Consider the following 20,938-nt stretch of genomic DNA (forward strand, 5'->3'; position numbering starts at 1 on the left):
GATGCAGTATTGCCCGTCACGAAAGACACCAACCCTTGGCCGCCTGCTGGCTGGGTTGTGCCTGGTGTTTGTCGGGCTGCTGTGCAATCTGCCGGCACGGGCCGCCGACATCCTGCTGACCGGCGCCGAAGACGGCCCGGGCGTGCAGTCTTTTGTCCAGGCCCTGAGCGAGTTGCGCCCCACCGACAGCGTGCGTTTCCAGCCGGTCGCCAGCTTGCCAGCGCCCAGCCAACTGCCCGCGGGCACCCGCCTGATTCTGCTCGACTTGCAAAGCCTCGACTGGCGCCTGCAAGACGCCCAAGGCCCGGCAACGCTGGTGCTGCGTATCAGCCGCCTGCAAGCCCACCAACGCTTTGGCGATGTTTCGCCGCCGCACCTGAGCCTGCTCTGGAGCGATCCGCCGCTGGATCGACAATTGCGCCTGACCCGACTCGTCCTGCCCGAGGCTCGACGGGTCGGCGTGCTTTTCGACAGCCACAGCGAATTTCTGCTGAAAGAACTGCATCAAGCTGCCCTGCATCTGGGCCTTGATGTGGTCACCGAGCGTTGGGACAACACCAATGACAGCCGCCCGTTGCAAGCCCTGCTGAAAAACAGCGACGTGCTGGTGGGCCTGGATGATCCTGATTTGTACAACCCGAAAACCGTGAAAAACCTGCTGCTCAGTAGCTACGCACGGCAGCTGCCACTGATCGGTCCCAACGCCGCCTTCGTCAGAGCAGGCAGCCTCGCCAGCACCTACAGCGACCAGAGCGATTGGCTGAAGATTCTCGACGAACTGCTCGACCGCCCCTCCAGCACCTGGCCGCACACCCTTTATCCGCAGCACTTCAAGGTCTTGAGCAACCCGCAAGTGGCTCGTTCATTAAGCATTGAACCGATGAATGAAGCCTCTGTTGCAACACGGCTGGCCGAAGGAGAACACCGCCCATGACCTCCTGTCGCGGTTGGGACATCAATACCCGTACCCAGATCATCAGCCTCGGCCCGGCGCTGCTGTTGACGTTGCTGCTGATCAGCTTCTTCACCTTCGTGCGAATCCAGGACCTGCGCCAGGAACTCAACCACACCGGTCAGTTGATCGCCAACCAACTGGCGCCGGCCACCGAATACGGGGTGATCTCGGGCAATAACGACGTGCTCGAAAGTTTACTCAAAGCCACCCTGGCCACGCCCAATGTGCGTTTTCTGGAGGTTCAGGACAACACCAACCGGATTCTGGTGTACGTCGAACAACCGTCGGAAACCCATCACCACTCGCACCAGGTCGAAGTGTTCCAGGCACCGGTGCGGCTGCAACGTATCGCGCTCAACAATGACTTCTTCCAGAACAGCCGCACCGCCCCCACGAAGCCGGGCGAGGATTACCTGGGCCGGGTGATTGTCGGGCTGTCCAATGACGCCTTCAACCACCGCCAGCAGGAAATCCTGTTCAAGGCCGCGATCCTGGCCCTGTTCGCCCTGTTGTTTACCTTTCTGCTGGCTCGGCGCCTGGCCGGCAGCCTGTCGCGACCGATCCATGACATCGGCAATGCGGTCAAGGCGATCCAGAAAGGCGATTACAAAACGCCCCTGCCGATTGTCGATGACACCGAACTGGGTGCCCTGTCGCAACACATTAACAACCTTGCCCAGGGCCTTGAACAAGCCAGCCGCGAACAGCATCAGGCCATGGCGCAATTGATTCAGACCCGTGAGGAAGCGGAAAAGGCCAACAACGCCAAATCCGATTTCCTGGCGATGATGAGCCATGAGCTGCGCACGCCGATGAATGGCGTGCTGGGTATGTTGCAACTGCTGGAAACCACCGCGATGACCGAGGAACAGATCGAGTACGCCGCGCTGGCTTCGGAATCGACTGAACACCTGCTCAAAGTGATCAACGACATTCTCGACTTCTCGCGCATCGAACGTTCGGAACTGGAGCTGGAGCACATTGCGTTCAATCTTGCGGACTTGATCAGCAGCTGCGCCCAATCGTTCCAGCACAGCGCAGTGCAGCGCGGGCTTGAGCTGCAACTGCAGATGCCCGAGAACATGCGCGCCCTGCAGGTTCAGGGCGACCCAACGCGGATCCGGCAGATACTGGTCAATCTGGTCGGCAATGCGCTGAAATTTACCGAACGGGGCCGTATCACGATCGAACCGCAATGGCAGTCGCTGGATCACGAATTACTGTGGTTCACCTGCACCGTGCGCGACAGCGGGATCGGCATCCCGGCCGAAAGCCTGGAATTAATGTTCAACGCGTTCCAACAGGCCGACAGTTCCATTTCAAGACGTTACGGTGGCACCGGGCTGGGGCTGCCGATTGCCCGCACTCTGGCCGAACGAATGGGCGGCACCTTGCGTGCTCAGAGCGAAGAAGGCGTCGGTTCGGTGTTCACCCTGGAAATACCTCTGGCGCTGTATAAGCAGTCGTTGCCGGTGCTGATGCCGCGAGTACATACCGGCAACGACCACGGCGAAGGTCGCAATGTGCTGCTGGTGGAGGACAATCCAGTCAACCGCACTGTCGTCGAAGCAATGTTGCGCAGTCTGGGCTTTACTGTCAGCGTCGTGACAGATGGTGCACAAGCGGTGCGCAGTGCCGAGAGCCTGATTTTCGAAGTGATTCTGATGGACTGCCGACTGCCGGTCATTGACGGCTACGAGGCCACCCGACAGATTCGCCAACTGCCCGGCTGCGCTGACGTGCCGATCATTGCCCTGACGGCCAACGCCTTGCAGGGCGACCGTGAAGCCTGTTTGTCCGCAGGGATGAACGATTACCTGGCCAAGCCCTTCAAACGCACTGATCTGCAGCAAATTCTGCAGCGATGGGTGCAGTAGTGCAGGCCTTTCGGCTATCTGCGACTGGCGTGAAAGACGAAAGTGCGGCAGTCTTAGTCACCCGAACAGGCCCTAAAAGGGGCTTGAATAATAATTTCAGTGCACAAGTGTACATTCATGTCCTTGGTGCTGTGACTTTCACTACAACGCAATAGTCTATGAGTAGGCTGCTGACTCGAGGCATGAACGCTTCGATCGGCCGGGAGATTCGCCCCCACCCTGCCGCATGGACTATTGAGGAGCTCGCATGACCAAACAAAACGCCTTTACCCGGGAAGACCTGCTGCGCTGCAGTCGTGGTGAGCTGTTCGGCCCAGGTAACGCGCAACTGCCCGCCCCGAACATGCTGATGGTCGATCGCATCACCCTGATCTCCGAAGAGGGTGGCAAGTACGGCAAAGGTGAATTGGTCGCCGAGCTGGATATCACTCCAGACCTGTGGTTCTTCGCCTGCCACTTCGAAGGTGATCCAGTGATGCCGGGCTGCCTGGGTCTCGATGCCATGTGGCAACTGGTCGGCTTCTTCCTCGGCTGGCAAGGTCTGCCGGGCCGTGGTCGTGCCTTGGGTTCGGGCGAAGTGAAATTTTTTGGCCAGGTACTGCCGACCGCCAAGAAAGTCACCTATAACATCCATATCAAACGCGTCCTCAAAGGCAAACTGAACATGGCCATCGCCGATGGTTCCGTGACTGTCGACGGCCGCGAAATCTATACCGCCGAAGGCCTTCGGGTCGGCGTTTTCACCTCCACTGACAACTTCTAAGGGTTATCCGCATGCGCCGCGTCGTTATCACTGGTCTGGGCATCGTTTCGTGCCTGGGCAATGACAAAGAGACCGTCTCCGCTAACCTGCGTGCAAGCCGCCCTGGCATCCGGTTCAACCCGGAATATGCTGAAATGGGTCTGCGTAGCCAGGTTTCCGGCTCCATTGACCTTCCCCTCGAAGAGCTGATCGATCGCAAGATCTATCGCTTCGTCGGCCACGCGGCGGCTTACGCCTACCTGGCCATGAAAGATGCCATCGCAGACTCCGGTCTGACCGAAGAACAGGTTTCCAACGTGCGTACCGGCCTGATCGCCGGTTCCGGTGGCGCGTCGACCTTGAACCAGATGGAAGCGCTGGACATCCTGCGCGAGAAAGGCGTCAAACGCGTGGGCCCGTACCGCGTCACGCGGACCATGGGCAGCACCGTTTCGGCTTGCCTGGCCACCCCGTTCAAGATCAAGGGTGTGAATTACTCGATCTCCTCCGCGTGCGCCACCAGTGCTCACTGCATCGGTAACGCTGTGGAGCAGATCCAGTTGGGCAAACAGGACATCGTTTTCGCCGGTGGCGGTGAAGAAGAACACTGGAGCCAATCGTTCCTGTTCGACGCCATGGGCGCCCTGTCCAGCCAGTACAACGAAACCCCGGAAAAGGCTTCCCGTGCCTACGACGCCAAGCGTGACGGTTTCGTCATCGCCGGCGGTGGCGGCATGGTCGTGGTCGAAGAGCTGGAACACGCTCTGGCCCGCGGCGCGAAGATCTACGCGGAAATCGTTGGCTACGGCGCGACCTCCGACGGCTACGACATGGTCGCCCCAAGCGGCGAAGGCGCCATCCGCTGCATGCAGATGGCCATGGCCACCGTCGACGCACCGATCGACTACCTGAACACTCACGGCACCTCGACTCCGGTCGGCGACGTGATGGAAATGAAAGGTGTGCGTGAAGTGTTCGGCGACAAGGCCCCGGCCATCAGCTCCACCAAGAGCCTGTCGGGTCACTCCCTGGGCGCCGCCGGCGTTCACGAAGCGATCTACTGCCTGCTGATGATGGAAGGCAACTTCATGGCGGGTTCGGCCAACATCGACGAACTGGACCCGGAAGTGGCAGACATGCCAATCCTGACCAAGACTCGCGAAGACGCCACCATCAACACCGTGATGAGCAACAGCTTCGGCTTCGGTGGCACCAACGCCACGCTGGTACTGAAGCGCTGGCAGGGTAAGTAATCCCCCGCCTACGCCACACATAAAAACGCCCCGACTGGTTCGGGGCGTTTTTTTTTTGCGTCTGAAATAATTACTCGGGCATGGCAGAAAAACCTGTGGGAGCTGGCTTGCCTGCGATGGCGGAGTGTCAGGCAACACCCATGGTTGCTGTGCCGACGTCATCGCAGGCAAGCCAGCTCCCACAGGTTTTGCGCTGCTCAATCCATCAGGCTCGAACCATGACTTCGTGGCTCACGAACATGAAACATTCGTCATGAAACTCAACGACCTGCGACCGAATGTCGCGCGTTACACGGGCTGCAGCGCTTTTGCAGAATTCGCAAAAGTCCATTACCGAATTCAGTCGTTTACTTAGCCAGCTAACCAAACTTATAACAAAGGCCTGCACACGCCTTGCTGCAGATAACAGAGATTGGAGCTAGTAGATGACTGTAAAAGTAACTGAACGCGACGATTCACATATGTCCCATGAAGGCATCGCCGCCGGTATCCGCATCTGGGATGTACATCAACAAAACCTGCTGGTCGGGATGTTCCACTCCGAGACCGAAGCCCACCAATACAAGGCCGAACTGGAAACATTGGAGCAGCAACGCGAAGCGCGTTCTGCATAACCACCACATTGAAAACGACAAACCCCGCCATGAGCGGGGTTTGTCGTTGTTGCAGCCGCTAACGGCTTACCACATCAGATCGTCAGGAATCTGATAGGCCGCGTACGGATCGTCTTCGGTGCTGACTTCTTCTGTCTTCACATTCAGCTGCACGATGCGCTGTGGATCGCGCTCCTGAATCTTCAGGGCCGCTTCACGAGGGATCACTTCGTAACCGCCGGCGTGATGCACGATCGCCAGCGAACCGCTGCTGAGCTTGTTGCGCATCAGGGTGTTGACGGAGAGGCGCTTGACCTTCTTGTCGTCGACGAAATTGTAGTAGTCCTCGGTGTTCAGCTTGGGCAGGCGCGAGACTTCGATCAATTGCTTGACCTGGGCGGCGCGGGCCTTCTGCTCGGCCTTCTCCTGCTGCTGACGATTGAGCTCCTGGTCGCGCTTGACCTTCTCGGCCATGGCTTCCTGAGCGGCACGCTGCTGGGAGTCATCAAGTTCGATCTGGCCTTTGTGGGCCAGACGTTGCTGCTTCTGCTTCTCTTTGCCGACCTGTTTGGCCTGCTTTTGGTTGACCAGCCCTGCTTTGAGCAACTGGTCGCGAAGGGAAATGCTCATGGTGCTTATTTCTCACTTAGGCAACTGCTCAACCGCAGCTGGGCAAATTCTTTTCCTGGCGTTTGGCTTCGCCCCACAAGGCGTCCAACTCTTCGAGGGTGCAATCTTCTATGGGACGGTGGGTGTCGCGCAATGCCTGTTCGATAAATCGGAAGCGTCTTTCGAACTTTGTGTTCGCGCCACGCAGTGCGGTTTCCGGATCGACCTTGAGGTGACGCGCCAGATTGACCACGGAAAACAGCAGGTCGCCGACTTCATCGGCAATCGCCGCCGAGTCATTGTCGGCCATGGCTTCGAGCACTTCATCGAGCTCTTCGCGAACCTTGTCGAGCACCGGCAAGGCGTCCGGCCAGTCGAAACCGACCTGCCCTGCGCGCTTCTGCAGTTTTGCCGAACGGGACAACGCCGGCAGGGCCGCGGGTACGTCATCGAGCAAGGACAACTGCTCCGGCGCCGAAGACTTCTCGGCGCGTTCTTCAGCCTTGATCTCTTCCCAGCGTTGCTTGACCTGCTCTTCATTCAGACGCGGGACGTCCAGCGGCGCGTACAGATCACCGGTGGGAAATACGTGAGGATGACGGCGGATCAACTTGCGCGTGATGCTGTCGACCACGCCAGCGAATTCGAAGCGCCCTTCTTCCCGAGCCAGTTGGCTGTAATAAACCACCTGGAACAACAAGTCGCCCAACTCACCCTGCAAGTGATCGAAATCGCCGCGTTCGATGGCGTCGGCGACTTCGTAGGCTTCTTCCAGGGTGTGCGGGACAATGGTGGCGTAGGTTTGCTTGATGTCCCACGGGCAGCCGTACTGCGGGTCACGCAGACGGTTCATCAGGTGCAGCAGGTCTTCAAGTGAATACATCAGCCAAATCTCTGCAAAAACCTGTGGGAGCGAGCCTGCTCGCGATAGCGGACCGACAAACAACGTACAGGTTAAACGTCAGATCGCCATCGCGAGCAGGCACGCTCCCACATTGGATCGGTGGCGAACATGCCACACAGGTCATCATCACGGCGTGCGGTTACGGCGGGTTTCGATGATGTTCGGCAACTGGGAGATCCGCCCCAGCAACCGCCCCAGTGCATCCAGCCCCGGAATCTCGATGGTCAGGGACATCAACGCGGTGTTGTCCTCTTTGTTCGAGCGGGTGTTGACCGCCAGCACGTTGATCCGCTCATTGAGCAGCACCTGCGACACGTCACGCAGCAGACCGGAACGGTCATACGCGCGAATGATGATGTCCACCGGATAGGTGAGCACCGGCACCGGGCCCCAGCTGACCTGGATGATCCGCTCCGGCTCGCGTCCGGCCAGTTGCAGCACCGAGGCGCAGTCCTGACGGTGAATGCTCACCCCACGACCCTGAGTGATGTAACCGACGATAGCGTCCCCCGGCAACGGCTGGCAGCAGCCGGCCATCTGAGTCATCAGGTTGCCGACGCCCTGGATCTGGATATCGCCGCGTTTGCCCGGTTTGTAGCCGGTGGCTTTGCGCGGGATCAGCTCCAGCTGTTCATTGCCGCGTTCCGGCTCGACCAGTTGCTGCGCCAGGTTCACCAGTTGCGCCAGGCGCAAATCGCCTGCACCCAACGCAGCGAACATGTCCTCGGCGGTCTTCATGTTGGCCTTTTCGGCCAGCTTGTCGAAATCCACCTGCGGCAGGCCGAGGCGATTGAGTTCACGCTCAAGCAAGGTTTTACCGGCCGCGACGTTCTGATCGCGGGCCTGCAACTTGAACCAGTGAACGATCTTCGCCCGTGCCCGCGACGTGGTGATGTAACCCAGGTTCGGGTTCAGCCAGTCGCGACTCGGGGTGCCGTGCTTGCTGGTGATGATCTCGACCTGTTCACCGGTTTGCAGGCTGTAGTTGAGTGGCACGATGCGCCCGTTGATCTTGGCGCCGCGGCAGTTGTGACCGATTTCGGTGTGCACGCGGTAAGCGAAGTCCAACGGTGTCGCGCCCTTCGGCAAGTCGATGGCATGACCGTCGGGAGTGAAGATATAAACCCGGTCTGGCTCGATATCGACCCGCAGCTGTTCGGCAAGGCCGCCGATATCGCCCAGCTCTTCGTGCCACTCGAGGACCTGACGCAGCCAGGAGATTTTCTCTTCGTAGTGGTTCGAGCCGGACTTGACGTCGGTGCCCTTGTAACGCCAGTGCGCGCAAACACCCAGCTCGGCTTCTTCGTGCATGGCATGGGTGCGGATCTGCACTTCCAGCACCTTGCCTTCAGGGCCGATCACCGCAGTGTGCAGCGAGCGGTAACCGTTCTCTTTCGGGTTGGCGATGTAGTCGTCGAATTCTTTCGGGATGTGCCGCCACAGGGTGTGGACGATGCCGAGCGCGGTGTAGCAGTCGCGCATTTCCGGCACCAGCACGCGAACGGCGCGCACGTCGTAGATCTGGCTGAACTCCAGACCCTTGCGCTGCATTTTGCGCCAGATCGAATAGATGTGTTTGGCCCGGCCGCTGATGTCGGCGTCGACGCCGGTGGCCTGCAACTCGTTCTTGAGCTGGGTCATCACATCGCTGATGAAACGCTCGCGATCCAGCCGTCGCTCGTGGAGCAACTTGGCGATCTGCTTGTACTGGTCGGGCTCAAGGTAACGGAAGGACAAGTCCTCCAGTTCCCACTTGATATGACCGATACCGAGGCGGTGAGCCAGCGGCGCGTAGATGTCGAAGACTTCACGGGCGACGCGGTTACGCTTCTCGTCGTCGGCGGTTTTCACCGCGCGGATCGCACAGGTGCGTTCGGCCAGTTTGATCAGCGCGACGCGCACGTCGTCGACCATGGCCACGAGCATCTTGCGCAGGTTTTCCACCTGGCCTTGGGTGCCCATCACCATGGATTTACGCGGACTCAGGCTGTCGCTGATCGCCGCCATGCGTTGCACGCCGTCAATCAGTTTGGCGACCACCGGGCCGAAGCGCTGGCTGACCGCCGGCAACTGGATCTGGCCTTCGCGCACGCCGCGGTACAAGACTGCCGCGACCAACGAATCCTGATCGAGTTTGAGGTCGGCGAGAATCTCGGCGATCTCAAGGCCGGTGCGGAAACTCGAGGTCCCTTCGGACCACAGGTTTTTCGCCGCATTGGCTTGTTGTTCGGCCTCGCGAGCGAACTCGCAGGCTTCTTTCAAGGCTTCGCGATCCAGTGCCGTATCGATACTGACCGCGTGATCGAGCCAAGCCTCGAGATTGATACTGCCGTCGGTGTTGATCGGCTGGTGTGCTCTCACCTGTACCATCTTGCTTTACCTTCCCTACGACGCAGATTCAATGCGTCAAATCGCTGACCTTCATTGTCCGGGCGCCCCGTCGGGCTGGTGCGTAGCCGCACGGACGGTCAGTCGGACCAGACGAGCCATCCTAGCTCGCTTCAAATAACGCCATGGCCTCGACATGTGCCGTTTGAGGAAACATATCGAGAATCCCGGCACGTTTTAACCGGTAGCCCTGCTTGATCAATTCGACCGTGTCGCGCGCCAGAGTTGCAGGGTTGCACGACACATAAACCAATCGTTCGGCACCCAGGGACGCCAGCTTGCGCACCACCTCGAAAGCACCGTCGCGAGGTGGGTCCAAGAGTACCGCACAAAAGCCTTCGCTGGCCCATTCGGCATCAGCCAAAGGCTGGGATAAATCGGCCTGAAAAAATTTCGCGTTATGCAAATTATTGCTAGCGGCATTCGCAGCAGCCCGCTCGACCATTGCCTGCACGCCCTCCACCGCCACCACTTCACGAACGGCCTTGGCCAGCGGCAAGGCAAAGTTGCCCAGTCCACAGAACAGATCCAGAACCCGCTCATCGGCTTTCGGCGCCAACCACTCCAGCGCCTGAGCCACCATCGCTTCGTTGACCCCCGCGTTGACCTGGATGAAATCTCCGGGCCGATACGCCAGGCTCAAGTCCCACTGCTCAAGACGATAGCCCAGGGACTGATCGGCCTCGACCGGTTGCGGCTCACCATCGCCATGCAGCCACAACTGGGCCTGATGGAACGCGCAGAACTCCTTGAGGATCGTCATATCGGCTTCGGACAACGGCGCCATGTGCCGCAGCAATACCGCCAATGACGAACCGCTGAACAATTCCACATGCCCCAGTGCCTGAGGTTTGCTCAAGCGTCGCAGCATGTCCGGCAAGCGGGTCATGATCGGCTGCAAGGGCTGTACCAGCACCGGGCACTCGTTGATGGCGACGATGTCCTGGCTACCAGCTGCACGGAAACCGACCTCGAGCTTTTTCGCCTTCATGTCCCAACGCACCGCCACCCTGGCACGACGCCGGTAACCGAACTCCGGACCGCTCAATGGCGCAGCCCACTCTTCGGGTTCGACGCCGGCGACCCGCGATAATTGCTCGGCGAGCATGCGCTGTTTGAGGGCGAGTTGTTCGTTGTGGGGCAGATGCTGCACACTGCAACCACCGCAGCGACCGGCATGGGCGCACGGTGCCGGACGGCGCAATTCGCTGGCCTGGAACACCCGTTCGGTACGCGCCTCGACCACTTTGCCGTGGGCCCCCAAAACCCGAGCCTCGACTTCTTCACCGGCCAATGCGCCGATGACGAACCAGGTGCGACCTTCAAAAAACGCGATACCGCGACCGTCATTGGCCAGGCGCTCGATGGTCAAGCGCTGCTTTTTGCCGGTCGGGACTTGCGGGGCCTTGCTGCCGCCCGTGGGCTGGAAGCGCAGGCCTCTCTCTTGCTTGGCCATCAGTTGGGCGCGTCGAAAATGCCGGTCGACAAGTAACGGTCGCCACGGTCGCAGATGATCGCGACAATTACCGCGTTTTCAACTTCTTTGGACAAGCGCAGCATCGCCGCCACGGCACCGCCCGAAGACACTCCGCAGAAGATGCCTTCTTCGCGTGCCAGACGACGGGTCACGTCCTCGGCCTCGCTTTGCGCCATGTCGACGATTCGGTCCACGCGATCGGCCTGATAAATCTTCGGCAGGTATTCCTGCGGCCAGCGACGGATACCCGGAATTGCCGAGCCTTCCATCGGTTGCAGGCCGATGATCTGCACGTTCTCGTTCTGTTCTTTCAGGTAGCGCGAGACACCCATGATGGTGCCGGTGGTGCCCATCGAGCTGACGAAATGCGTGATGGTGCCCTGGGTCTGACGCCAGATTTCCGGACCGGTGGTGGTGTAGTGCGCCTCGGGGTTGTCGCCGTTGGCGAACTGGTCCAGCACCTTGCCGCGACCTTCGGCTTCCATTCGCTGGGCGAGGTCGCGCGCACCTTCCATGCCTTCTTCCTGGCTGACCAGAATCAGCTCCGCGCCATAGGCCGTCATCGCGGCTTTACGCTCGGCACTGGAGTTGTCCGGCATGATCAGGATCATCTTGTAACCCTTGATCGCCGCGGCCATGGCCAGGGCGATCCCGGTGTTGCCCGAGGTCGCTTCGATCAGCGTATCGCCGACGTGGATCTGCCCGCGCAATTCGGCGCGGGTGATCATCGACAGCGCCGGACGATCCTTGACCGAACCCGCCGGGTTGTTCCCTTCGAGCTTGAGCAAAAGCGTGTTGCTGGTGACGCCAGGCAGGCGCTGCAAACGGACCAGCGGAGTGTTGCCGACGCAATCGGCGATGGTTGGGTACTGCAAGGTCATGGCGTATTCGCAATCCGGACTGCGGGGGCGCCTATCATACCGGCAAACGTGCGCAGGCCATATCACGCAAAGTAAGGGGCTTATGGCTTATGGGAATAAGGGGCTGGATCAGTACTCTTCACCTTGCGTGATATTTACTCTGACTGAAGATGATCAGGTTGTGCGACCAGGACAATTGTCGCACCAGTGGTGCGACTTTCTCTTCAGCGCGATAAGTCTCATAGAACTGGCGCATGCGAAACAAGTTCGACCAGGTAAACCCGCGCAACCTCAAGGCAACACACATCCCGTAGGAGCAAGGCTTGCCCGCTATGACGACACGGTTAAAACGTCATGTACTAACAACCGCATATTCAACCGCAACCCAGTCTCAGTGTTCTCAGCCCACAAACTCCCGCCCTGCCGCTGCACTGCATTCCTGGCAATGCTCAATCCCAACCCAAACCCGCCCTCCCCCGGCCGCGAGCCCTCGAGCCGGATGAACGGCGAGAAGATCCGCTCAAGATCCTCGTCAGCCACCCCACCGCCCTCGTCCTCCAGCCACAGGTGCCAGAAGTTGCCATCGCGCCAGCCATCGAGCGTCACGACACCGCCCTTCGGTGAATGACGAATGGCATTGCGTAGAATGTTTTCCAGCGCCTGGGCCAAGGTATTGAGATGGCCGCGCACCCAGCAGCAGGCATCCACCGCACAGTGCAGTTGACTCGCCGGCCAGCCGCTTTCATAGCAGGCGTTTTCCGTGAGCATTTCCCACAAGGCCTGGACCTGGATCGCTTCATCGGGCAACGGCACGCGCTCGGTGTCGAGCCAGGCCAGTTGCAGCGCATCCTCGACCAGGCGCTGCATGCCGTCGACTTCCCGGCTAATGCGCTCGCGCAATTGCTCGAGGTCTTGCTCGCTTTCGCAGGCCACCCGTAACCGGCTGAGCGGCGTGCGCAATTCGTGGGACAGATCGCGCAGCAGTTGCTGTTGCAGGGCCACCGTGCAGCCCGGTACGTCAGCCCCCTTCATCGACCGCACTCAATACATACCCTTTGCCCCAAACCGTGCGCACTTCACGCTCGGTGTAACCGATGGCCTTGAGCTTGCGGCGAATCTGGCTGATGTGCATGTCGAGGCTGCGGTCATGGGGCGCATAACCGCGCTGCAATACCTGCTGATAAAGGAACGCCTTGCTCAACACTTCATCGCCGTTGCGGTTCAGCGTGTCCAGCAAGCGGTACTCGCTGCGGGTCAGGCCGGCCGCGTATTCGCCCCAAAAGACCTCGCCCAGTTCATCGTCGAAACGCAGGCTGTCCATCGCATGGGCGTTCGACGTCGGCCGACGGTCGAGCGCCACCCGCCGCAGGATCGCTTCGATGCGCACCCGCAACTCGGCCATGCTGAAAGGCTTGGGCAGGTAGTCGTCGGCCCCGAGGCGAAAGCCACTGATGCGATCCGCCTCGGCGCCCAGCGCCGACATCAGCACCACCGGCGTGGAATGGCTCTGGCGCAATTGGGTCAGCACCGCCAGGCCATCGAGCCCCGGCAGCAGAATATCCATCAACACCACATCGAAGGCCTGCTGGCGCGCAATCGCCAGGCCTTCCTGCCCGTTCTGGCACCAGGTCATCTGAAAACCGCAGCGCCCCAGATGCTCATGAACATAAGCACCGAGCACCGGATCGTCTTCGATAGAGAGGATGCGAGGGCGGCCAATAGAAATGGGATTCATAAGTATCTGCGAATAATTCTCAATTGACGATTATTCAAGATTGCCTCTTCAGGAGCAACTCAAGGTTTTCCTCCCTGAAGCAAAGCATTGAACTGACCGACGAATGACGACATTAACTTTACGAAGATTGCCCGCATGCAAATCGCTACACTGCGCAGGTGGCGCATGCCGGACGCATGTGCAGGTCAATAAACAGCTGGATGCGGGAGAGATGCGTGCTCAAGAAACTGGGAATTAAAGGCCGCGTGCTGTTACTGACCCTGTTGCCGACCACCCTGATGGCGTTGGTCCTGGGCGGCTATTTCACCTGGATGCAGCAATCGGACCTGCAAGCCCAACTCATGCAGCGCGGCGAAATGATCGCCGAACAGCTGGCGCCATTGGTGGCCCCGGCCATGGGTCACAAAGACAACGAACTGCTGGAGCGCATCGCCACCCAGTCCCTGGAACAGGCCGACGTGCGCGCGGTGACCTTCCTCGCCCCGACCGCACGCCGCTGGCCCATGCCGGCCCGACCATGCTCAATCAGGCGCCGCTGGGCGACGGTTCACAGCTGCTGCGCCGCAGTGGCAATGACGCCACGCGTTACCTGCTGCCGGTGTTCGGCAAACACCGCAACCTGGCCGGCGACCTGATCCCCGATGAAGCCGACCGCCTGCTGGGCTGGGTCGAACTCGAACTGTCCCACAGCGGCATGTTGCTGCGCGGTTACCGTAGCCTGTTCGCCAGCCTGCTGCTGATCGGCGGGGGCCTGGCCGGTGCGGCGCTATTGGCGTTGCGCATGGGCCGGACCATCAACCGGCCGCTGAGCCAGATCAAACAAGCCGTGGCGCTGCTCAAGGACGGTCACCTGGAAACCCGCCTGCCGCCCCTCGGCAGCCAGGAACTGGATGAACTGGCGTCCGGCATCAACCGCATGGCCGGGACGCTACAGAACGCTCAGGAAGAATTGCAAAACAGCGTCGACCAAGCCACCGAAGACGTGCGTCAGAACCTGGAAACCATCGAAATCCAGAACATCGAGCTGGACCTGGCACGCAAGGAAGCCCTGGAGGCGAGCCGGATCAAGTCCGAGTTCCTGGCCAACATGAGCCATGAAATCCGCACGCCGCTCAACGGCATTCTCGGCTTTACGCATCTGCTGCAAAAAAGCGAACTGACGCCGCGCCAGCTCGATTATCTGGGCACCATCGAAAAGTCTGCCGACAGCCTGTTGGGGATCATCAACGAAATTCTCGACTTCTCGAAAATCGAGGCCGGCAAACTGGTGCTCGACCATATTCCGTTCAACTTGCGCGACCTGCTGCAAGACACCTTGAACATCCTCGCCCCCGCCGCCCACGCCAAAGAGCTTGAGCTGGTGAGCCTGGTTTATCGCGATACGCCACTGTCGCTGGTGGGCGATCCGTTACGACTCAAGCAGATCCTCACCAACCTTGTGAGCAATGCGATCAAGTTCACCCGCGAAGGCACCATCGTCGCCCGGGCGATGCTTGAAGAAGAGCATGAAGACAGCGTGCAACTGCGTATCAGCATTCAGGACACCGGCATCGGTTTGTCGAATCAGGACGTGCGCGCCTTGTTCCAGGCCTTCAGCCAGGCCGATAACTCGTTGTCCCGACAACCCGGAGGCACCGGCCTCGGGCTGGTGATTTCCAAACGGTTGATCGAACAAATGGGCGGTGAGATCGGCGTCGACAGCACACCGGGCGAAGGCTCGGAATTCTGGATCAGCCTGAGCCTGCCCAAAACCCGCGACGACGCCGAAGACCTGCCCGGCCCACCGTTGCTCGGGCAGCGGGTGGCCGTCCTGGAAAACCATGAGCTGGCCCGTCAGGCATTGCAGCACCAACTGGAAGACTGCGGCCTGGTCGTCACGCCGTTCAATACCCTGGAAAGCCTGGCCAATGGCGTAACCGGTGCCCACCAGACCGATCAGGCGATCGGCCTGGCGGTGCTCGGCATCACCAGCAACGACATGCCGCCGGAGCGCCTCAACCAGCATATCTGGGACCTTGAACACCTGGGCTGCAGGGTGTTGGTGCTGTGCCCGACCACTGAACTGACACTGTTCCACCTCTCGGTGCCCAACCCCCACAGCCAGCTTCAGTCCAAACCGGCCTGCACCCGCAAATTGCGCCGGGCCCTGTCCGATCTGGTCAACCCGCGCCAGCAACGCAGCGACCCCGGCGAGCCGGTTTCCAGCCGCGCGCCGAAAGTCCTTTGCGTCGACGACAACCCGGCCAACCTGCTGCTGGTGCAAACCCTGCTCGAAGACATGGGCGCCAAGGTGCTCGCGGTGGAAAGCGGTTACGCCGCGGTCAAGGCCGTACAGAACGAGACTTTCGATCTGGTGCTGATGGACGTGCAAATGCCCGGCATGGATGGGCGCCAGAGCACCGAAGCCATTCGCCAATGGGAAAGCGAGCGGCATTGCACGCCACTGCCGGTCGTCGCCCTCACCGCCCATGCGATGGCCAACGAGAAACGCGCGCTGCTGCAAAGCGGCATGGATGACTACCTGACCAAACCCATCAGCGAACGGCAACTGGCGCAAGTCGTATTGAAATGGACGGGCCTGGCGCTGCGCAATCAGGGGCCGGAGCGCAACAGCGATAGCTACAGCGGTCATGAACTGCAGGTGCTCGATCACGAAGAAGGCCTGCGTCTGGCGGCCGGCAAGTCCGATCTGGCGGCGGACATGCTGGCAATGCTGCTGGCCTCCCTGGAAGCCGATCGCGAGGCCATTCGCGTGGCCCGAGAAGCCAGCGATCAAAATGCCCTGATCGAGCGGGTCCATCGCCTGCACGGCGCAACCCGTTATTGCGGCGTCCCGCAATTGCGCGCCGCCTGCCAGCGCAGCGAAACCCTGCTCAAGCAACAGGACCCAAAAGCCTCCGTCGCGCTGGAAGAACTCGAACGCGCCATCAATCGTCTGGCAGCTCATGCGCGTATCAATGCCTGATGCAGCGCAATAACGCCGGGGCCTTTGAGGATTAAAGTAGGAGGAGACTTCCAGGAGGACAGCATGCGCACGATTCTTTTCAGCAGCCAGACCTACGACCGCGACAGTTTTCTCTCCGCCGACCTGCCCGCCGGCATCGAACTGCATTTCCAGCCGGCACGACTGAGCCTCGACACGGCGGCGCTGGCTGAGCATCACGAGGTGGTCTGCGCCTTCATCAACGATGACCTCAGCGCCCCGGTGCTTGAACGCCTGGCAGCAGGCGGCACACGCCTGATCGCCCTGCGCTCGGCCGGTTACAACCATGTCGACCTCGCGGCGGCGAAGCGCCTGGGACTGACGGTTGTGCGGGTCCCGACCTACTCGCCCCACGCGGTGGCCGAACATGCGGTGGCGTTGATCCTGGCGCTCAACCGCCATCTGCACCGCGCCTACAACCGTACCCGCGAGGGCGATTTCAGCCTGCACGGGTTGACCGGTTTCGACCTGGTGAACAAGACCGTCGGCGTGGTCGGCACCGGGCAGATCGGTGCAACCTTCGCGAAGATCATGCACGGCTTCGGCTGCCAATTGCTGGCCTATGATCCCTATCCGAACCCACAGGTCGAAGCGCTCGGCGCGCGCTACCTGAGCTTGCCGCAACTGCTGGCCGAGTCGCAGATCATCAGCCTGCATTGCCCGCTCAACGAGCAGAGCAAACACTTGATCAACCGCGAGTCACTGGCGCACATGCAGCCCGGCGCGATGTTGATCAACACCGGGCGTGGCGGTCTGGTGGACACGCCGGCACTGATCGATGCGTTGAAAGACGGTCAATTGGGGTATCTGGGGCTGGATGTCTATGAAGAGGAGGCGCAGTTGTTCTTCGAGGATCGCTCCGACCTGCCACTGCAAGACGATGTGCTGGCGCGCCTGCTGACCTTTCCGAACGTGATCGTCACCGCGCACCAAGCCTTCCTGACCCGCGAAGCCCTGGGTGCGATTGCCGCGACCACATTGCAGAACATCGCGGCCTGGGCGGCCGGTTCGCCGCACAATCAGGTCGAGCGCTGAGCGGCTCAGGTCTTGGACAAAATGATCATCAGCCCCAGCCAGCCGAAGCCTATCAAGCGCTGCTGAAGGGAATGGCCGCGACGCAGCAGGAACCAGACAAAAAACGGCGGCATAAGGAAAATCATCAGTTTCAGCCAGAGTTCCACCGGACGAGGCCCATTGAGCACCGGTGCCGGGACCTCGACTTCGGTTTTTCGTTTACGCCCGAACGCAGCCGGGGTCACCCGAGGCACATTCTCATTGCTCGGTAAACGCCCGAAAGAAAGCGGTGTTTCTACAGGCGCTGCCATCGAAGTGGCCGCTTGCACCGCTGCCGCAGGCGCACCGCAATGAATGCAAGCAGGCGCCGTGGAACTGATGCGTTGCTTGCACTCGTAACATTCGATCAACGCCATTTCTGTTCCTTAGAGATGCAAAAGTGGCAGTGTGCCACGAGTGGGCAGCTCATTTGAACCAGATCGAAGGTCACATGCCCGCGCCATGCTGCGTTCATGCCCGTGCTAGCATATCGCGCATATTTGGAGGACCCATGGTCGAACACGATTTCCGCTACAGCCTGATGAACCCGCAACACACCCTCACTGAATGCCGCGCCCTGGTGCCGGGGCGTTATCAAGTCACCGGCAACGGCGGCTCGATTCGCAATAACGACGTGCTGGTAGTGACCCTCAAAGGCAGCAAGGACCTGTCCATGCGCCTGACCGTCGAAACGGTTCGCCACCTGATCAACCCGCCCGGCCAATGGGTCGCGGTGGCCAGTGGTCCGGTGTTCGGCGAACTGGCGATCCACACCTGGAAAGTCAACTGCGACAGCTGCGCCAAAGAGCTGAGCTTCGAGTTCGCGGTCGACGCCACGCTGGGCAACAAGGCTGAAAAACCGGCCGCCACCGCACGGATTGCCGAGTTGGGCTGGACCACCGTTGGCGAAAAGCACCTGTGCCCGAAATGCCAGGAGCCCGCGTAATGAAACGCCTCGCTCTGTCCGCAATGGTGGGTGCCAGCCTGCTGGGCTGCGCTGCCGAGCCGGTACAACTTGAACAAAATCGCAGCTACATTCTGGAATGGATCGGCGAACGTCCTCTGATGGATTACAGCCACCTGACCATCACCCTTGGTGAAGACGGTCGGGCCTACGGTAACGGCGGCTGCAACCATTGGTTCGCGCCGTACACGCTCGAAGGCGAGAAGCTGAGCTTCGGCAAGATCGGCAGCACCCGCAAGCTGTGTGCGCCGGCAGTCATGGAGCAGGAACAGCGCTTCTTGCAGGCGCTGGAAGGCGTGCAGCGCTGGGACGTATCGCCGATCGAGCAGATGCGTTTCTGGCCGGCCGAAGGCAAGCCGTTGCGCTGGTGGCTTGAAGAGGGTTGATTCCCTCGGTCGTAGCCAAGTGACTTGTGGCGAGGGGGCGGTGCGGCGTTCCGACAAGCCCCCTCGCCACAAAAGTGCCCTCGCCACAGGTAGGCGCTCGATCAGTTGACCGCCTGCAACGCCTGAAGCTTCGCCATCACCCCCGCCGCCGTCTGCTCGCCCATCAACTGTTCCCGCACCTTGCCCTTGTTGTCGATGATGTAAGTCACCGGCAGCGCTTCACTGCGCGGCAATTCGAAAAGGTCGGCCGGGTCCTGGGCCAATACAGTGAACTTGATCCCCAGTTTCTCGCTGGCGCTTTTCAGCTCTTCGCCCTGCACATTGTCGAAGTTGACCCCGAACACACCGATCTTCTTGCCCTGGAGCTGCTCGGCCAACACATTCAGCTGTGGGATTTCGGTCCGGCACGGGCTGCACCATTCGGCCCAGTAATTGAGCACCAGCCATTGTTTGTCCAGACGTTCGGCGGCGACCTTGTGACCATTCTGGTCGATGCCATAGTCGTTGCCACAGCCCCCCAGCAATAACGCCCCCATGATCGCCAATACCGCTGCCAGTCGCCTTGTCATGTCTCAATCCTTGTCAAAAATAGAATGCACCTGCGACCCATCGCCTCCCAAGGTTCTGGATTACGCGTCGCACAGTTAGAATAGCCGCCACTTTACGCAAGAAGCGACCCGCACATGACCGATCTGACGCTTTATCACAACCCGCGCTGCTCGAAATCCCGCGGTGCGCTCGAACTCATCGAAGCCCGTGGCTTGACACCAACGGTCGTCCGCTACCTGGAAACACCGCTGGACGCCGCGCAAATCCAGAGCCTGCTGAGCAAACTCGGCATCAGCGCCCGGCAATTGCTGCGCACCGGCGAGGACGAGTACAAAACCCTCAACCTGGCCGACAGCCGTTTGAGTGAGGCGCAATTGATCGCCGCCATCGCCGCGCACCCGAAACTCATGGAGCGGCCGATTCTCGAAGTCGGTGACAAAGCCATCATTGGCCGTCCACCGGAGAATGTGCTGGAGTTGTTGCCGTGAGCGCGCCGTACATTCTGGTGCTGTATTACAGCCGTAGCGGCTCGACCAATGAAATGGCCCGGCAGATTGCCCGTGGCGTCGAGCAGGCCGGCCTTGAAGCCCGGTTGCGCACGGTGCCGGCGATCTCCACTGAATGCGAAGCCGTGGCGCCGGACATTCCCGATGAAGGCGCGTTGTACGCCAGCCTCGACGATTTGAAGAACTGCGCCGGCCTGGCCCTGGGCAGCCCGACCCGTTTCGGCAACATGGCCGCACCGTTGAAATACTTCCTCGACGGCACCAGCAACCTGTGGCTGACCGGCGCCCTGGTGGGCAAGCCGGCCGGGGTCTTCACCTCGACCGCCAGCCTGCACGGCGGCCAGGAAACCACGCTGCTGTCGATGATGCTGCCGTTGCTGCACCACGGCATGTTGATTACCGGCCTGCCTTACAGCGAATCGGCGCTGCTGGAAACCCGTGGCGGCGGCACGCCTTACGGTGCCAGTCATCACGCCGGGGCCGATGGCAAAAGCGGTTTGAACGAACATGAAGTCGCACTGTGCCGCGCCTTGGGCCTGCGCCTGGCGAAGACTGCGCAGAAACTGGAGAGCCATCGTGGCTAAGAAGCCTAAGGTTTTGCCTGCCATCGAATGGCTCGAACCACGCGTACGGGCGATGCGCGCCATCAGCCTGCTGTGCTTTTTCGGTCTGGCGGGGCTGCTCTGTGCCTATTACCTGGTGTTCGCCGACCTGCATGGCGCGCGGCCTTGGGTGATTTTGCTGATCGAACTGGTGCCGCTGCTGTTGCTGGCACCAGGAATGATCGTCGGCAGTGCCCGTGGGCATTCGTGGATGTGTTTTGTGGTGAACCTGTATTTCATCAAGGGCGCATTGGCCGCCTATGACCCGAACCGGCAGTTGTTCGGGTTACTGGAGATGGGCGCGAGCCTGGCGGTGTTCTGCTCGGCACTGCTGTATGTGCGGTGGCGGTATCAGTTGAACCGCAAGTTGGCGGGGGAAGGCGAGATTTCCCCCGCCTGATAGCCCCACAGTGATCGTTCCCACGCTCCGCGTGGGAATGCTGCCCGGGACGCTCCGCGTCCCTGTGACGCGGAGCGTCACTTTATGCATTCCCACGCGGAG

19 protein-coding genes and 3 pseudogenes are annotated in these 20,938 nt (G+C 60.4%); 12 read left to right on the top strand and 10 right to left on the bottom strand.

Annotated elements, in window-relative coordinates; genetic code table 11:
• Window position 1 precedes the first annotated feature (1 nt).
• From J3D54_RS00865 to J3D54_RS00885, 5 genes are all read left to right on the top strand, one after another.
• Entirely contained in the window at window positions 2-934 is a 933-nt protein-coding gene (locus J3D54_RS00865) for an ABC transporter substrate-binding protein (protein ID WP_253416314.1), read from the top strand.
• Window positions 931-2,832, top strand: a complete 1,902-nt coding sequence (locus J3D54_RS00870; RefSeq protein ID WP_253416315.1) for an ATP-binding protein — start codon at window positions 931-933, stop codon at window positions 2,830-2,832. Before J3D54_RS00865 ends, J3D54_RS00870 begins: the two co-directional genes overlap by 4 nt.
• Before the next feature lie 247 nt (window positions 2,833-3,079).
• Complete coding sequence (gene fabA / locus J3D54_RS00875) at window positions 3,080-3,595, top strand: 3-hydroxyacyl-[acyl-carrier-protein] dehydratase FabA (RefSeq protein WP_018926285.1); 516 nt, start codon at window positions 3,080-3,082, stop codon at window positions 3,593-3,595.
• Window positions 3,596-3,606: 11 nt separating this feature from the next.
• Complete coding sequence (gene fabB, locus J3D54_RS00880; RefSeq protein WP_253416316.1) at window positions 3,607-4,827, top strand: beta-ketoacyl-ACP synthase I; 1,221 nt, start codon at window positions 3,607-3,609, stop codon at window positions 4,825-4,827.
• Between the two features lie 425 nt (window positions 4,828-5,252).
• Entirely contained in the window at window positions 5,253-5,441 is a 189-nt protein-coding gene (locus J3D54_RS00885) for a hypothetical protein (RefSeq protein ID WP_007937567.1), read from the top strand.
• Window positions 5,442-5,507: 66 nt separating this feature from the next.
• Here the strand turns inward: J3D54_RS00885 and J3D54_RS00890 are convergent, their stop codons facing one another.
• The 8 genes and pseudogenes from J3D54_RS00890 to J3D54_RS00925 all read right to left on the bottom strand — a co-directional run bounded on the left by J3D54_RS00890 (window position 5,508) and on the right by J3D54_RS00925 (window position 13,393).
• A complete protein-coding gene (locus tag J3D54_RS00890; RefSeq protein ID WP_253416317.1) occupies window positions 5,508-6,050 on the bottom strand; it encodes a DUF2058 domain-containing protein in 543 nt (180 codons plus the stop codon).
• A 28-nt stretch (window positions 6,051-6,078) separates the two neighbouring features.
• Window positions 6,079-6,912: a nucleoside triphosphate pyrophosphohydrolase gene (gene mazG, locus J3D54_RS00895; RefSeq protein ID WP_018926289.1), complete on the bottom strand. Its 834-nt coding sequence runs from the start codon at window positions 6,910-6,912 to the stop codon at window positions 6,079-6,081.
• Window positions 6,913-7,059: 147 nt separating this feature from the next.
• Window positions 7,060-9,303: a GTP diphosphokinase gene (gene relA, locus J3D54_RS00900; protein WP_019650383.1), complete on the bottom strand. Its 2,244-nt coding sequence runs from the start codon at window positions 9,301-9,303 to the stop codon at window positions 7,060-7,062.
• Window positions 9,304-9,424: 121 nt separating this feature from the next.
• Entirely contained in the window at window positions 9,425-10,777 is a 1,353-nt protein-coding gene (gene rlmD, locus J3D54_RS00905; RefSeq protein ID WP_253416318.1) for a 23S rRNA (uracil(1939)-C(5))-methyltransferase RlmD, read from the bottom strand.
• Window positions 10,777-11,679 carry a cysteine synthase CysM gene (gene cysM / locus J3D54_RS00910; protein WP_018926292.1) on the bottom strand — a complete coding sequence of 301 codons (903 nt, stop codon included), beginning with the start codon at window positions 11,677-11,679 and terminating at the stop codon, window positions 10,777-10,779. Before cysM ends, rlmD begins: the two co-directional genes overlap by 1 nt.
• A gap of 133 nt (window positions 11,680-11,812) precedes the next feature.
• A pseudogene (locus J3D54_RS00915) lies at window positions 11,813-11,947 on the bottom strand (DUF1016 N-terminal domain-containing protein); the annotation flags it as partial.
• A 41-nt stretch (window positions 11,948-11,988) separates the two neighbouring features.
• A pseudogene (locus J3D54_RS00920) lies at window positions 11,989-12,663 on the bottom strand (sensor histidine kinase); the annotation flags it as partial.
• Between the two features lie 13 nt (window positions 12,664-12,676).
• A complete protein-coding gene (locus J3D54_RS00925; protein ID WP_253416319.1) occupies window positions 12,677-13,393 on the bottom strand; it encodes a response regulator transcription factor in 717 nt (238 codons plus the stop codon).
• A gap of 215 nt (window positions 13,394-13,608) precedes the next feature.
• On the opposite strand from J3D54_RS00925, the pseudogene J3D54_RS00930 reads away from it, so the two are divergent.
• A pseudogene (locus J3D54_RS00930) lies at window positions 13,609-16,358 on the top strand (response regulator).
• A 63-nt stretch (window positions 16,359-16,421) separates the two neighbouring features.
• Window positions 16,422-17,411 (top strand): 2-hydroxyacid dehydrogenase, encoded by a 990-nt coding sequence (locus J3D54_RS00935; RefSeq protein WP_253416320.1) that lies wholly within the window; start codon window positions 16,422-16,424, stop codon window positions 17,409-17,411.
• Window positions 17,412-17,416: 5 nt separating this feature from the next.
• Here J3D54_RS00935 and J3D54_RS00940 read toward each other — a convergent pair whose 3' ends face one another.
• Complete coding sequence (locus tag J3D54_RS00940; RefSeq protein ID WP_253416321.1) at window positions 17,417-17,806, bottom strand: hypothetical protein; 390 nt, start codon at window positions 17,804-17,806, stop codon at window positions 17,417-17,419.
• Between the two features lie 134 nt (window positions 17,807-17,940).
• On the opposite strand from J3D54_RS00940, the gene J3D54_RS00945 reads away from it, so the two are divergent.
• Both J3D54_RS00945 and J3D54_RS00950 read left to right on the top strand, forming a co-directional pair.
• Entirely contained in the window at window positions 17,941-18,375 is a 435-nt protein-coding gene (locus tag J3D54_RS00945) for a hypothetical protein (protein ID WP_253416322.1), read from the top strand.
• On the top strand, window positions 18,375-18,779 hold the full coding sequence (locus J3D54_RS00950) for an META domain-containing protein (RefSeq protein ID WP_253416323.1): 405 nt from the start codon (window positions 18,375-18,377) through the stop codon (window positions 18,777-18,779). Before J3D54_RS00945 ends, J3D54_RS00950 begins: the two co-directional genes overlap by 1 nt.
• Before the next feature lie 101 nt (window positions 18,780-18,880).
• On the opposite strand, the gene J3D54_RS00955 is transcribed toward J3D54_RS00950, so the two are convergent.
• The gene (locus tag J3D54_RS00955; RefSeq protein WP_253416324.1) at window positions 18,881-19,348 is read right to left on the bottom strand and encodes a TlpA disulfide reductase family protein; all 468 of its coding nucleotides are present in this window, start codon (window positions 19,346-19,348) and stop codon (window positions 18,881-18,883) included.
• Between the two features lie 114 nt (window positions 19,349-19,462).
• On the opposite strand from J3D54_RS00955, the gene arsC reads away from it, so the two are divergent.
• Genes arsC through J3D54_RS00970 form a run of 3 tightly spaced genes read left to right on the top strand, consistent with a single transcriptional unit; the run spans window position 19,463 to window position 20,836 of the window.
• The gene (gene arsC / locus J3D54_RS00960) at window positions 19,463-19,816 is read left to right on the top strand and encodes an arsenate reductase (glutaredoxin) (RefSeq protein WP_253416325.1); all 354 of its coding nucleotides are present in this window, start codon (window positions 19,463-19,465) and stop codon (window positions 19,814-19,816) included.
• Complete coding sequence (gene wrbA, locus J3D54_RS00965; protein WP_018926302.1) at window positions 19,813-20,418, top strand: NAD(P)H:quinone oxidoreductase; 606 nt, start codon at window positions 19,813-19,815, stop codon at window positions 20,416-20,418. The genes arsC and wrbA overlap by 4 nt, the downstream gene beginning before the upstream one ends.
• A complete protein-coding gene (locus tag J3D54_RS00970) occupies window positions 20,411-20,836 on the top strand; it encodes a DUF2069 domain-containing protein (protein ID WP_253416326.1) in 426 nt (141 codons plus the stop codon). The genes wrbA and J3D54_RS00970 overlap by 8 nt, the downstream gene beginning before the upstream one ends.
• The last annotated feature ends 102 nt before the right edge of the window (window positions 20,837-20,938 follow it).

This window comes from Pseudomonas sp. GGS8 (genome assembly GCF_024168645.1).
In the GTDB taxonomy this organism is placed as follows: Bacteria; Pseudomonadota; Gammaproteobacteria; order Pseudomonadales; family Pseudomonadaceae; genus Aquipseudomonas.

Excerpts from the sequence above, each read along its gene's own strand:
- J3D54_RS00890 (WP_253416317.1), bottom strand. The coding sequence starts at position 6,050 with ATGAGCATTTCCCTTCGCGACCAGTTGCTCAAAGCAGGGCTGGTCAAC.
- J3D54_RS00925 (WP_253416319.1), bottom strand. The coding sequence starts at position 13,393 with ATGAATCCCATTTCTATTGGCCGCCCTCGCATCCTCTCTATCGAAGAC.
- J3D54_RS00950 (WP_253416323.1), top strand. The coding sequence starts at position 18,375 with ATGAAACGCCTCGCTCTGTCCGCAATGGTGGGTGCCAGCCTGCTGGGC.
- mazG (WP_018926289.1), bottom strand. The coding sequence starts at position 6,912 with ATGTATTCACTTGAAGACCTGCTGCACCTGATGAACCGTCTGCGTGAC.
- J3D54_RS00865 (WP_253416314.1), top strand. The coding sequence starts at position 2 with ATGCAGTATTGCCCGTCACGAAAGACACCAACCCTTGGCCGCCTGCTG.
- J3D54_RS00955 (WP_253416324.1), bottom strand. The coding sequence starts at position 19,348 with ATGACAAGGCGACTGGCAGCGGTATTGGCGATCATGGGGGCGTTATTG.
- J3D54_RS00945 (WP_253416322.1), top strand. The coding sequence starts at position 17,941 with ATGGTCGAACACGATTTCCGCTACAGCCTGATGAACCCGCAACACACC.
- J3D54_RS00935 (WP_253416320.1), top strand. The coding sequence starts at position 16,422 with ATGCGCACGATTCTTTTCAGCAGCCAGACCTACGACCGCGACAGTTTT.
- relA (WP_019650383.1), bottom strand. The coding sequence starts at position 9,303 with ATGGTACAGGTGAGAGCACACCAGCCGATCAACACCGACGGCAGTATC.
- J3D54_RS00940 (WP_253416321.1), bottom strand. The coding sequence starts at position 17,806 with ATGGCGTTGATCGAATGTTACGAGTGCAAGCAACGCATCAGTTCCACG.
- J3D54_RS00870 (WP_253416315.1), top strand. The coding sequence starts at position 931 with ATGACCTCCTGTCGCGGTTGGGACATCAATACCCGTACCCAGATCATC.
- J3D54_RS00885 (WP_007937567.1), top strand. The coding sequence starts at position 5,253 with ATGACTGTAAAAGTAACTGAACGCGACGATTCACATATGTCCCATGAA.
- rlmD (WP_253416318.1), bottom strand. The coding sequence starts at position 10,777 with ATGGCCAAGCAAGAGAGAGGCCTGCGCTTCCAGCCCACGGGCGGCAGC.
- cysM (WP_018926292.1), bottom strand. The coding sequence starts at position 11,679 with ATGACCTTGCAGTACCCAACCATCGCCGATTGCGTCGGCAACACTCCG.
- fabB (WP_253416316.1), top strand. The coding sequence starts at position 3,607 with ATGCGCCGCGTCGTTATCACTGGTCTGGGCATCGTTTCGTGCCTGGGC.
- arsC (WP_253416325.1), top strand. The coding sequence starts at position 19,463 with ATGACCGATCTGACGCTTTATCACAACCCGCGCTGCTCGAAATCCCGC.
- fabA (WP_018926285.1), top strand. The coding sequence starts at position 3,080 with ATGACCAAACAAAACGCCTTTACCCGGGAAGACCTGCTGCGCTGCAGT.